This window comes from Streptomyces sp. NPDC005408, from assembly GCF_040606445.1.
Lineage (GTDB): Bacteria > Actinomycetota > Actinomycetes > Streptomycetales > Streptomycetaceae > Streptomyces.
This window is the reverse complement of record NZ_JBEXEX010000028.1, coordinates 24283-36184: the sequence shown is the minus strand read 5'-3', so window position 1 is coordinate 36184 and position 11902 is coordinate 24283. Positions and strand designations below refer to the sequence as shown.

The window sequence follows — 11902 nt, the reverse complement described above, 5'->3', positions numbered from 1 at the left end:
TCGTCTCCTCTCTCGCAGGGGTCTCACAGGTGAGTTCCGAGGTCATCCACACCACCGCTGACCACTGCCGTCACGGGGATGCCGAGCCGGTCCAGCAGACTCGCCGCGATGACCGCACGGCGGCCGCTCCCGCAGACCGTCCAGATCTCGCGGTCCCTGGGCATCTCGCCGAGCCGCCTGGGCAGTTCGGCGAGCGGCACGGCGATCGTGCCCGGGATTCCGCCGCCCTCGGGGTGCTCCGGCCTTACATCGAGCACCCGCCGTTCGGTGATGTGCCCGACCAGTTCGGCCGCGTCCGCGGTACGGAAGGAACGCAGCGGCCGACCGGCCGCCTGCCAGGCGTCGACGCCACCGGCCAGATATCCCGCGACGTTCTCGTATCCGATCCGCAGCAGCTGCATCATCGCCTCGTCGGCCGCTTCCTCCTCCGGCTCCGGCAGCACCAGCACCAGCCGCGCGCCGAACGGCACGACCTCGCCGACCAGGCTCGCGAACCGGTCGTCCAGCTCGTCGCAGAGCGACCCGGGCAGATGGGCCGCGGCGAAGGTTCGCCGGTCGTGGCCGTCGACGAGCTGCGCACCGCCCCCGACAAGCCCCTCCACCACGCTCGGCGTGAGCGGCCGCAGCTCGGGCCGGCCACCGAGAACCTTCGGTCCTGACCGGTTGATCGGTGCCATGTAGCGGTAGTACGCGGGGTACGGCGGCAGGCCCGAAAGCCGCCGGCTGACGAACTTCTCCTCGTCCTGGACCGTCAGCGTGGGGTTGGTACGCCGTTCGGCGCCCATCGTGGTGGTCCTGTCCCCGGAGACCGGTCCGGCCGCGCAGGAGCTGCCCGCCCCGTGCGTCGGCAGCACCCGGGTGGCGTCCGGCAGCAGCGAAAGCCGCCTCAGCGAACGGAACTGCGCCCTGGCAAGCTCCTCCGTACGGTCCTCACCGGACAGGTCGGTACGGCCCGCCGCGCCGACGAGCAGACTGCCTCCGGTGAAGACGGCCGTGGCCGCAAGCTGTGTGTCGTCGAAAACGAGGTACGAGGTGTGCTCCACCGTGTGCCCGGGCGTCTCCATCGCCCGCACGGTCACGTCACCGACGACGATCTCGTCGTCCTCCGCCAGCGCCAGATGATCGAAGGCGTACGGCGCACGAGCCGGACCGGCCACGGTGGCGCCGGTTGCCGCGCGGACCTCCAGCGCACCGGAGACGTAGTCGTTGTGTATATGCGTCTCCAGGACGTAGCGGATCCGCACCCCCCTGGACGCACAGGACTCCATCAGCCCCCAGCTGTCCCGCTGCGGGTCGACCAGCGCGGCCTCGTCGCCGCTGACGAGGAGATAGCTGGTGTCACCGAGCGATGGGGTGGTCATGATCTCGATCACGCTCATTCCGTCACCTCTGCTCCCTGGGCCGGGCTTATACGACGACCAGCTCGACGGATGCGACGGGGTTGCAGCCGTAGCCGTGGGCGTTCCAGGGCGCCCGTGGCGGCTGGATGTGGCCGTGCTCGTCGGTCGCGCGGGCGAGCAGCCGGTAGCGCCCGGGCCGCTCGGGCGTCCATCGGTACGACCAGCTGTTCCAGGCGTACGGCCCTGTCGCTGCTCCGAGCACGGCGTCATGCCAGCCCGCATCCCCGCCCCCCTCTTCCTCCCCGTACTCGGCCCGCACCTCGACCCGGCGCACCGGCACCCCGGAGCCCGACCAGGCCCGGCCGCGTACGGGGGTCTCGCGACCGCGGCGTACAGCCGAGTCCGGCTCGGGTGCGGTGATGAGCGACTTGACCCGGACGGTCGTCACGGGCCCGTCGGGGGTGCCTCGCGACGCCACGTATACGTACTCCTCGGCCTGAAAGAAGCCGGTGAACGGCTGGGTGACGGCCAGCGCCCCGACGAGCCACTTCACATCGGCGACCGCGTACCGCCCGGGGACGACAAGGCGGACCGGCGCCCCGTGCTCCGGTGCCAGCGGCTCGCCGTTCATGTGCGTGGCGACGAGCGTGTCCGGGTGCAGGGCCACGGCGAGCGGGAGGCTGCGCTCGAAGGCCGCCGGCCGGCCGTGCACGGTCCCTGAGTCGGCCCCGGCGAAGACGAACTCCACGGCCTCCGGCTCGACCCGCGCCCGGCCGGCCAGCAAACGGAACGGCACGCCCGCGAAATGCGCGCACCCCACGGCCCGTTGCTCCCACGGAAGACCCGGCGGCCGGGGTGTCATCAGGCTGCGCCCATTGCCCGCGCATTCCAGCACGACGTCGAGTTCCCGGCGCGGCATCGCGAGCAGTTCGTCATAGCCGATGCCGTACGGCGCGGCGACGGCACCGCCGATCCGCAGCCGCCACCGCCGGGGGGTCGTCTGCGGCACCCCGAAGTGGTCCCGTACGAAGAAAGCCCCCACGGGTGTGACCGACTCGGCCAGCGCGGCCGACGGAGTCTGGGCGTTGTACGGATCAGCCACAACCGTCTCGGGCGCCCAGGCCGTGGCACCTGACCCTCGCGGAATTGCCGATGCGGTCATCGCCAGTACCTTCCGTCGGGCTCACGGCGAGCGCGACGAGGGTTGCTTCCAGCGTACGTCCGGGGGCGGGCCCGGCCTGCCCGAATCCCACTCCCCGGAAACGGTCCAAAAGTATTGACTCGTGTCAAATAGGGAGGAAACTCGTGAATACACCGGACAACCGGAGAGAGCCGCACCGCCTATGGAGACGTCCAAAGGCCCGAGTGACCCTTGTCCCGGCTCTGGCCAGGCCCCCGGCAGATTCTGTCGGTGACGGAGCCGTCAGCGACGACTGAGACTCTCCTCATCGACGTGGATCGCCGGGGACTGTCTTGTCTGCCGCCCTTGTCTGCTGCCTGGCCTCGGACGTGTCGGCCTAGGAGACCGGAGCATGCACGGCGATGACGTTCCCTTGCGCATCCACCGTGAGCGCGACCCGCTCGACTCTGTTCGTCGCGACGAGAACGATCCAGACGACGGCCCACAGAAAGCACGTGACGAGGCTGAGGATGGCGTGCAGCACATGGTTCACGGGCTCACCGCGAACCAGGACTGCCTGGGTGTCCGAGCGGGATTCCACACGCCATCCGCTCGCGATCCGCTGATTCACGGCCCAGTCGAGGACGAGACGCCGCTGCGCCTCATCGGGCACGCTGCCCTCGGCCCCGAAGTAGCCGGGTGGCGGCTGGAGGGGTTCCCCCCACCCGGGTGGCACCTTGCGGAGCTTCATGAACTCACCTCCGGATGCGCGGCCATGTGTCCAGGACCATGTGTCCAGAGTGCGTCGCATGGCCGATGACAGCACGCCGAGAAGGCGCGGTGGGTCTCACACCGCTGATGCGGACCCCGTCGGCCGAATCTAGACTGGCGAAGGCATGGAAAATCCTGACTTAGGGAGATACGTACGATGGCCAAGCGAGGCAACAAGCGACGCGCCCGTAAGAAGAAGAAGGCCAACCACGGGAAGCGCCCCAACGCTTGAGCTGCCGGACCTGCGGGCATCGGCGGCACCTGGCCGGTACGCCCACCCGGAGGCGCATCGCGTGGGTGAGCACAATCGGGACGCGGCGATCGTGAACCACTACAGGCCGACGTCGGTTCCTCCCGGGAACTCGCTCCCTGCGGGCACGTTCTTCAACTGACGCGACCAGTCCACGCTGTAGGCCCGCAGCTACGCCGACGACGGGCGCCTGCGCCGCAACTACCCCCATTCCGTCGAGAGTCCGTCCAATCACATCGTGATCGCTGGCGCGCGATACCGACCAGGGCGTCCGCCGCTGAGCGTTAGGTCGGCGGCATGCCCTTCGTGCGCCGGTCTCAGATCTTGATGACGGTGACGCGTCCGCCGCACAGGGCTGCGAGGTCCTCCGGGGCGGAGGTGAGCGCCGTTACGGGGCCCGGCGCAGCGAGGGCGGTGGCGTAGAGCATGGCGTCGATGGCGTACTTGTGCCCGTGCAGACCGGCGTCGGCCAGGAGGGCGGCGGCGTGGCGGGCAATGGACTCTGTGATCGGTTCGACGACGATGCGGGACAGGGTCCATTCGAGGGCCGGGCGATTGATCCTGGGGTGGACGAATTCGACCAGTGTGGCCGCGCTGGTGATCACCCGCATGTCATCGGCTCGCGCCAGGGCGAGCCACTTGGTCACTTCGCGTTCGCGGGACACGGCCTTGGCCAGCCCGTCGCTGTCGAGGACCAGGGTGCCGCCGGGTACGGCGGAGGAGCGTGTCACGCGGCGTCCGCTTTGCCGGGCCGCTGCTGATGACGAGCGTGCTGGAGCTGGTCACGCAGGGCCTGGATCTCCTCATCGGTGACCGGTCCGTGCTCGGCCTCGGCAACCGAGATGAGTTCGTTGAGGTTGTCGCGCTCGATCTGGCGAGCGACAGCTGCCGCGACATACGCGGACAGGCCGGAGGGGCCGCTGCGGGCGCGGGCGGCTTCCGCGATATCGCGAGGCATTGTGATCGAGTACTTCTGGGTAGGCTCGCTCATGCCCTCTATGCTACCTTGAATGCCCCCGCCGTGGAGCGTCGGCCGAGAGGCAATGCCGCGGCAGCCCAATCGGTGGAGGGTGCGCCCGTAGCGCACCCACGTGCCCCAGAAGAGCATGCGTCGGAGATGCAGACGAGAACGAGCCGGTGGAGAACCGTCCCGCGAAGGACGGTGGGCGACGGCAATAGCTTCGAATCTGCAGCTGAGAACGCACCGAGGACGGCGGCGGCCCGGCCCCGTCGCGACGTATGCGGTCACTGTGGCTCAAGTTGCCGTTTCCGGGTGACGTGATTTGTCCCCCTGCCCACAGGGCTGTCGATAACGTGACCCGCCCTGAAGGTCCAGGTACATCTGACAAGGGGGATGTAGGGACGTGGATATTTCTCCACACGTGGCATGGGCGCGGACAGCATTTCCGTACCCGGAGGGGCTGACGTACCCCGATCCGCGGCAGTCTCCGGCGGGTGTCGTTCAGGCGGCGGCGAATCTGGCCCGCGCGTACGACCATCATCGGCGCGGCACCGAGGCCGACCAGATCCCGTTCTGGCTGGGGGTCGGCCTCAACGGGCTGGCGACGGAACTCGTGCAGCAGGGCAAGGCAAAAGAGGCCGCGCTCGCCTTCCAGGTGGCCTACCAGGTCCTCATCGGCGACCCGGACGCGGGTGCGCCCCCGCAGCACGTCGACAGGGCCGCGTTCTTCAGCCGCCGTAACCTCCAGTCGCTCGGCGCATCCGCAACGACGTCGCTGCCCGAGCCCTTAGGCGCGCCGATCCTCGTGCTGATCGAGATCATCGGTGAGGGGGATACCGCCCAGCTCCCCGCCACCGAGCATGCGCCGCGGACCGGCCGGGCGGCGGAGGCTCCGCGGCAGTCCGGCACCGACCACGAGCCCGCCACCGCCCAGGAGTTGATCACCAGGCTGTCCCGCGGCTGGGCACCCGGCCGGACGCCGGTCGATGAGCCGAGCGAGGCGCTGCTCGCCCATTTCTCCGGGATAAGCGGCCAGCTCGGCGCCTTCGACCGCGACCTCGGTGGCGAGTACCGCAGGGATGTCGAAACGGTCGCAACGCTGTTCCCGGAGGGGATGCCGCAGGAACGCCAGGACCTGGAGTCGCTCGCTCAGCGGATGCGGCGTTTCGCGTTCGACGGGAAGGCGCCGGAGGAGCGCCTCGAACGCCGCGTCCGCTGGCTGATCTCCGCCACCACCAACTACCGCGTGTGGAAGATGCCGGGCGGCATCCCCACCAATGGTCCCCAGGTGCTTATCGACCTCATGGGCTATATCGGTGCCATCCTCAGCAGCGAGAAGCGTTACCAGGACTCGGCGCGGGACCTGCTGCTCGATTGCACGGAAGCCCAAGTCTGCATTGCGCACAGCCTGCCCGCGGTGGTTCTCGGCCGGTTCCCCTATCTGCGGAGCTGGCTGCTGGCGTCGGTCGGCACCTATCTGATGCTGTCCGGACCCAACCCCTCGCGACCGCAGGACAGTTACTACGACGAGCGGGTCTACAGCAACCAGGCCACCAACCGCGGTCTGCACCGGGCGCAGCGCGAGGAATGGCCGGAGATCCTGCTCCGCCAGTGGCGCGACAGAGAGAGCCTAAAGGGCGCCTGCTTCGCCGTCGCGTCCGTCTCCGGATGGGACGCCATGCGCGCCCAGTGGCTCGTGGAGTGCATCTTCGACGCCTCGGACGACGACCGCAGGGAGCTCGATAAGAGCTTCTGGAGGCAAGCCGTCGACGAGTTGATGAGCGCTGCCGGTAAAGTCCGTGTGGCGACCAACCCATGGTCCCACGAGGAGGCTGGGCTCTCCCGCGGCAGCGTCATCACCAGCGACGACGCAGGCCGGCTGCGTATCCCATCGCCTGTGCTCCAAGCGGCCGTGGCGCAGGGGCTGTCACCCGGCGACGTGATCACCGTGCACGGCAACTTGTTCAAGGGACGCCGGATGCCCACGTTCCTGCTCACCAATCGCTATGGCCCGCTCTCCGTGCTCAAGGTCGACCACCGCGACAAGGTGGTGCGCGAGGTTGGCAACTTCAAGCGGTACGCGAAACGGCTCCACCAGAGCAACCGTCCCAGCGAGTGCGCCTCTCACGCCATGGAGATGTACCTCGGTGAGAACGGCGACCCGCTGCGCGCGATCGAGACTGCCTACGCCTTCGAAGAGGGCGAGCAACCGCTCACCCTGAGTTCCTGGATCAAGAAGGCCGACGCACACGACGCCACGGCTGTCGTCGACAGGCTGCTGCTGAACACCATGCGGCCGTGGCTCGCTCACGTCCGGCGCGACCGGGTCGATCTGCGGTCCGAGTACTCGGTGTTCCGCCCCGCCCCTGCTTCGGACAAGCAGTTCCCCGACACCTGGGCCGCGGTCGAACTGTCCCGGATCACCAACGACCGTGTGCTGTCCGAGCTCGGCGCACGGCTTACCATCAGCGAGAAGGCCGTCGGCCACTGGGCGGCGGACGCGCCCGGCCTGCGGGAGGCCATGGCGCACATGGGCGACAGTGTCGAGTGGGTGAACCCCCTGTGGTTCGCGGCGGAACTGGCCGAGGTCGGCAGCGGGGCACTGACCTCTGTGATCGACTCGTTCCAGATCGGGCTGCGCGACTTCGACACCCTCCTCGCCTTGTCCCACGGCGACCTGCACCTCGACAACGTGCTGTGCACCTCCGGCGGCGATGTGCCCAAGACCGTGCTCATCGACTTCGAGAGCGCGCACTACGGCCATGTGTGCAAGGACCTCGCCCGGCTCGAGGCGAGCATCCTGTGCCAGGTGTTCACCTGGGACGAGGAGGCGGCCGCACGCATCGCCACCCGGGTCGCCGACGGCTGCTTCCGACCGGAGGCGAGTTTGCTACTGGCCGCGGACGAGGAGGACGCACTCACCGACGAGGAGCGGGTCGCCCTCACCGTCACCCGGCGGATCAGGGAGATCGCCGAAGGCTGCGGACAGGGGCACTGGCCGATCCGCACGGAGGAGTACCAACTGGCGCTGGCCGGCGCGCTGATCCCAATGGCGCGCTACACCACGATGTCGGTCCCGCAGCGCTGGTTTGCGATCACCCTGAGCACCATCCTCACCTCGGCTCTCCGGCACCGCTGGAAAGCCGCTGAGACCGGGGGCGGGGACGCGTGAGCGAGTGGATAGGAACGGTGATCGCCGTGTGTGCCCTGGCGCTCTCGGCGGTCACCGCGTACACACAGCACCGCAGCCGCAAGAACGAGATCCTTGCGGCCCGGGTGACGGTGTACTTTCACCGCACCTCCGACTTCGCCAAGGTCAAGCTCCCCGACGGCACGCTGCGTCAGGCGGGCTACCACCTCGTGATCTGGAACCACGGGCCCGCGTCCGCGGAGGACGTGGAGTTCGAGGTCCACGACATAGAGGGCGGCACGGTGGCGCTGGCGGACTGTCTGGACAACGAGTTCCCGCTGAAACGGCTTGATGTGGCAGGCCGTTACCCGATCCCATGGCTCCCTGTGGCAGACGCGCACCGGGGCGCCCGCCGGTTCACTGTCCGGCTGCGCTGGCGGGACGGGAACGGCGGGCAGGAGCGCGTGCTGCCGGTCCGGCGCGGCGAGACGAACGTTTGACTCTGTGGTGAGTCTGCCGGGCTCCGGCCGGCAATTCATCGCAACACCGCGAAAAGCGGCCCGCCGGTGAGAACCGGTGGGCTGCTCAAGTCCCTGCCCAATCGGACAAGGAGCTTGGCTACAGGGGCTTCCCGGCATCACATTGACCGAGGCCGACACACCACGGAGCCGCACTACTCGATCAATTGCCTGACAACCGTGCTTCATAATCCGGGCGTGGACTTATCCGATGACGGCCAACAGCTCGACCCCCAGTGGGCTGAGATCGACAACAACGTGTGCGGCATCCTGCGTGGTTGTCGTGAGGCGGCGTCTGTGGCCGAGCGCTTCGTGCGCGCCGGCTGGATGTCCCGGTCGTCCTCGTGGGACGCATACGAGCTCGAAACCAGTTGGTGCCAGGTGGAGATCGAACCGATCAAGGGCTCGGACACGCTACTGAATGGCGTCCTCGACCCACAGCGTCTCGACGAGCTGGCAGCGTTGCTGAGCCGCTTCGGATTGCAGTACGGCCTGGAGCTCTACGATGACAGTGGGACCCTGATCCGTGCGATCGGCGCCTGAGGGAGGGCTCCCCACAAGGCCACTGGACGCATGCGGGGGCCTTCGTCATTTCGGGGGACTGACCTGGGCGAATGGCACCAAGATCCTGCCCACGCATAGTCCACAGACTCCGACATACGGCCGCTTCGACTGGCATAGGGCTGCACACACGCGAAGACCCGTCCTCAGCTAAAGCGAGTTTCGGCCCGCTGGCCGAGAAACGCCGCCGCATATGATCAGCTCGTGAACTCCGCCGTCACACTGCATGCGGGCCCGACACCGTCCGCTCCCGCTCTCGTTCTTCGGCCCTGGTGCGCGGAGGACGTTGATGCACTGGTCGAGGCGCTCCAGGACTCCGCTTTGCGCCACTGGACGAGCACGCCCGTGGAGAACGATGCTGACGGGGCACGGTGGGTGCGGGCCCAGGAGCGTGGTTGGGCAGCAGGGGACCGGTTCGGCTTTGCCGTCCTTGAGGCACAACCCGATGTGGTTCACGGACAGTTGGTGGGCAACGTGGTCCTCAAGGAGGTCGTGTCCGGCAAACCCTCTGCTGAGGTGGGATATTGGACAGCAGCCCATGCGCGGGGGCGGAGTGTGGCCCCGCGCGCTCTTGAGGTTCTCACCGACTGGGCCTTCGACACCTTCGGCGCGGACGGGCTGGAACGTTTCGAACTCCTTCACCAGGAAGACAATCTGGCATCGTGCCGCGTTGCGCAGAAGAGCGGTTACGAGTTCGACAGAGTCCTGCCCGCAGCGCCACCCTCCTTCCCTCTCGATGGCCATCTGCACATACGGCGCACGGATTCCTGAGATCCACTCGCCCTCTGTGGACAGGATGAAGCTGTCAGGCCGCTAGGGTCTCGGGGCGTTCGACGAGGTGGCCGCGTTCGAGGCGGGCGCCGGCGCGGACGAGGGCGACGAGGTGGGGTGCGTTCACTGCTCGCCGGCGGGCCTGGGCGAACTCGACGAGCTTGAAGCGTGCGGGCACTGCTGCGTCAAGAGGTTCTCGAAGGAGATGTGGCAGAGGATGTCGAGAACGGCCTGGCGGCTCCGTCTCAGGGGCGGATGCGGCCACCGTCGCCGTACCACATCAAGGAGAACCAGCATGACGATCCAGCGGATGGACAACGTCCTCATCGTTGTCGACGACCTTGACGCTGTTATTGCGTTCTTCGTCGAACTTGGCATGGAGCTGGAGGGCAAGATGCCAATCGAGGGACGTTGGGTGGAGCGTGTCATCGGGCTCGACGGCGTCCGACAGGACATCGCAATGCTGCGGACCCCGGACGGCCACGGCCGAATCGAGCTGGCGATGTTCCACAAGCCGAAGGCGGTCAGCGCCGAGCCGAAAGACGCGCCGGCGAACACGCTGGGAATTCGTCGCATCATGTTCGCCGTCGACGACATCGAGGACGTCGTTGCCCGCCTGCGCACCCACGGCGCCGAACTCGTCGGCGAGCTGGCGCAGTACGAGGACATCTATCGGCTCTGCTACGTCCGCGGCCCGGAGGGCATCATCGTCGGACTGGCCGAGCAGCTCAGCTGAAGGCTGCCGAAGGGACCGAGCACCCAAAGAGCCATCCGGGCACCCGCGCCCGGGAGGTGCGCCGGACCGCCGGTCGCGTACGCAACCGGTGGCGCCCCACGTTTGGGACCCGAGATCGAGATCTCGGGTCCCACACCCTGGAGTTCAACTCGGCTCAGCCGCGTCAGAGTCAGCCGGCCCGGGGGCCTCTGGCCGAGCATGGTGAGCGGGAGGAGGACGCGAGCGGGGGCGGTGGAGGTTGCCGAAAGGCTGTTGACCGTGTCGATCAAGCGCTGGAACGGTCGTCCCCGACCATGATCCATAGGGGAACAGGAGCACCACCCTTGAGGACGAAACTAATCGCGCTCGGCGGCGCCGCGCTCATCGCGACGCTGCCGTTCGCCACCGAAACCGCCTCTGCCGCTGCGCCCGCCTGCCGGGCCGGTTCGGTGTGCACGTGGTCTCAGAATGACTTCCACGGCACGAAGCGCACCAGCGGCCTGAACCCCTCGCCGGGCTGCTACCCCTGGGGCGGCAAGACCGTTTCCAACCAGACTAAGAGGACGATCCGGGTGTACAGCGACGTCTCGTGCTACGGCAAGCACGTCGACATCAAGTCCAAGCACTGGGGGCAAACCAAGCCGGGGGCGACGATTAAGTCCATCGCGGTCCTGGGGCCGTGATCTCCGACTAGAAATTGCTCAGGACCCGCAGAAACGGGACACGGTCCCGGCCCTCGCAGAACGGCCCGGGGCCGTGTACCCGGCACGTCAGGGGCCTGAGCGGGCTCACGACTTCGACCCCTAAGTCATCTCGGCTCGGGGGGTGCCGGACATTGGGGATCTTGTTCGAACTGTGGCACCCACTCCGAGCGGCGCGCAGGCTGTCGGCCCACACGCCACTCACACGCGATCAGTGACGGGCAACGACAAAGAGCCGGACCCAGTGGGACTGGGTCCGGCTCTCGAAGTCTGGCACTTCCGCAGGTCAGCGGGATGATCACGCTGTTCCGGATGAAGTGCCCCCGGCAGGATTCGAACCTGCGCACACGGCTCCGGAGGCCGTTGCTCTATCCCCTGAGCTACGGGGGCGTTCCACCGCGTTTCGGCGGCGACGGGTAGAACCCTACCAGCTCCCACGCGGTCCCCGTGAACAGGTATTTCCACCCTCCCCGAGCCGCCCCCGGGGCCGCCCCGCGACCCCGGTCACGTCGCCCGCACGGGGTGGAAGTGGGCAAAACCCGGACGCGGCGCCGCCCCCCGACCTACTCTCAAGTTGTGTCAGGCGCGTCCGGCCGTGTGCTCGTTGTCGACGACAATCGGGTCATCCGGCAGTTGATCAGGGTCAACCTCGAGCTGGAGGGCTTCGAGGTCGTGACCGCCGCCGATGGTGCCGAGTGCCTGGAGGTCGTGCATCGCGTTTGTCCCGATGTCGTCACCCTTGATGTCGTCATGCCCCGCCTCGACGGGCTGCGCACCGCCGCGCTGCTGCGGGATGATCCGCGGACCAGTCATCTGCCCGTCGCGATCATCAGTGCGTGCACGCAGTACGAGGTGGAGAGCGGCCTCGCCGCCGGTGTGGATGCCTTTCTTGCCAAGCCCTTCGAGCCCTCCGAGCTGGTGCGGCTCGTACGGCAGTTGATGCACAAGGAGGGCCCGCCGTCCGTCGACGGCAGGCATGGTGCCGGGCGGGCGGAAAGCGCACGGGGCTGACCGCATCGCGAAACCGGTTCGCGAAGGGCCCCCCTCCCTCCCATACGCTTGTC

General features: G+C 68.0%; 12 protein-coding genes, 1 tRNA gene and 1 pseudogene. 7 read left to right on the top strand and 7 right to left on the bottom strand.

Going from position 1 to position 11902, the window contains the following annotated elements; genetic code table 11:
• Window positions 1-23: 23 nt before the first annotated feature.
• The 5 genes from ABZS64_RS24300 to ABZS64_RS24280 form a co-directional block, all read right to left on the bottom strand.
• The gene (locus ABZS64_RS24300; protein ID WP_355833331.1) at window positions 24-1379 is read right to left on the bottom strand and encodes an MBL fold metallo-hydrolase; all 1356 of its coding nucleotides are present in this window, start codon (window positions 1377-1379) and stop codon (window positions 24-26) included.
• Between the two features lie 28 nt (window positions 1380-1407).
• Window positions 1408-2502 carry a molybdopterin-dependent oxidoreductase gene (locus tag ABZS64_RS24295; RefSeq protein ID WP_355833328.1) on the bottom strand — a complete coding sequence of 365 codons (1095 nt, stop codon included), beginning with the start codon at window positions 2500-2502 and terminating at the stop codon, window positions 1408-1410.
• A 355-nt stretch (window positions 2503-2857) separates the two neighbouring features.
• Entirely contained in the window at window positions 2858-3211 is a 354-nt protein-coding gene (locus tag ABZS64_RS24290; protein ID WP_355833325.1) for a hypothetical protein, read from the bottom strand.
• 587 nt (window positions 3212-3798) lie between these two features.
• The gene (locus tag ABZS64_RS24285) at window positions 3799-4212 is read right to left on the bottom strand and encodes a PIN domain-containing protein (protein WP_355833322.1); all 414 of its coding nucleotides are present in this window, start codon (window positions 4210-4212) and stop codon (window positions 3799-3801) included.
• Window positions 4209-4472 carry a CopG family transcriptional regulator gene (locus tag ABZS64_RS24280; protein WP_355833320.1) on the bottom strand — a complete coding sequence of 88 codons (264 nt, stop codon included), beginning with the start codon at window positions 4470-4472 and terminating at the stop codon, window positions 4209-4211. The genes ABZS64_RS24285 and ABZS64_RS24280 overlap by 4 nt, the downstream gene beginning before the upstream one ends.
• A gap of 373 nt (window positions 4473-4845) precedes the next feature.
• Here ABZS64_RS24280 and ABZS64_RS24275 point away from each other — a divergent pair, with 373 nt between their 5' ends.
• The 4 genes from ABZS64_RS24275 (at window position 4846) to ABZS64_RS24260 (ending at window position 9422) form a co-directional block, all read left to right on the top strand.
• On the top strand, window positions 4846-7614 hold the full coding sequence (locus ABZS64_RS24275) for a phosphotransferase (protein ID WP_355833317.1): 2769 nt from the start codon (window positions 4846-4848) through the stop codon (window positions 7612-7614).
• Entirely contained in the window at window positions 7611-8072 is a 462-nt protein-coding gene (locus ABZS64_RS24270; RefSeq protein ID WP_355833314.1) for a hypothetical protein, read from the top strand. The genes ABZS64_RS24275 and ABZS64_RS24270 overlap by 4 nt, the downstream gene beginning before the upstream one ends.
• 216 nt (window positions 8073-8288) lie before the next feature.
• Window positions 8289-8633 carry a hypothetical protein gene (locus tag ABZS64_RS24265; protein ID WP_355833312.1) on the top strand — a complete coding sequence of 115 codons (345 nt, stop codon included), beginning with the start codon at window positions 8289-8291 and terminating at the stop codon, window positions 8631-8633.
• 222 nt (window positions 8634-8855) lie between these two features.
• Complete coding sequence (locus tag ABZS64_RS24260; RefSeq protein ID WP_355833309.1) at window positions 8856-9422, top strand: GNAT family N-acetyltransferase; 567 nt, start codon at window positions 8856-8858, stop codon at window positions 9420-9422.
• 34 nt (window positions 9423-9456) lie between these two features.
• On the opposite strand, the pseudogene ABZS64_RS24255 reads toward ABZS64_RS24260, so the two are convergent.
• Window positions 9457-9588: pseudogene (locus ABZS64_RS24255) on the bottom strand (IS256 family transposase); the annotation flags it as partial.
• 129 nt (window positions 9589-9717) lie between these two features.
• Between ABZS64_RS24255 and ABZS64_RS24250 the strand changes: the two are divergent.
• Both ABZS64_RS24250 and ABZS64_RS24245 read left to right on the top strand, forming a co-directional pair.
• Entirely contained in the window at window positions 9718-10158 is a 441-nt protein-coding gene (locus tag ABZS64_RS24250) for a VOC family protein (protein WP_355833306.1), read from the top strand.
• Window positions 10159-10481: 323 nt separating this feature from the next.
• Window positions 10482-10820, top strand: a complete 339-nt coding sequence (locus tag ABZS64_RS24245) for a peptidase inhibitor family I36 protein (protein ID WP_355833303.1) — start codon at window positions 10482-10484, stop codon at window positions 10818-10820.
• Between the two features lie 336 nt (window positions 10821-11156).
• Here the strand turns inward: ABZS64_RS24245 and ABZS64_RS24240 are convergent.
• A tRNA-Arg gene (locus ABZS64_RS24240) sits at window positions 11157-11228 on the bottom strand.
• Between the two features lie 138 nt (window positions 11229-11366).
• Here ABZS64_RS24240 and ABZS64_RS24235 point away from each other — a divergent pair.
• Entirely contained in the window at window positions 11367-11849 is a 483-nt protein-coding gene (locus ABZS64_RS24235) for a response regulator (protein ID WP_355833300.1), read from the top strand.
• Window positions 11850-11902 lie beyond the last annotated feature (53 nt).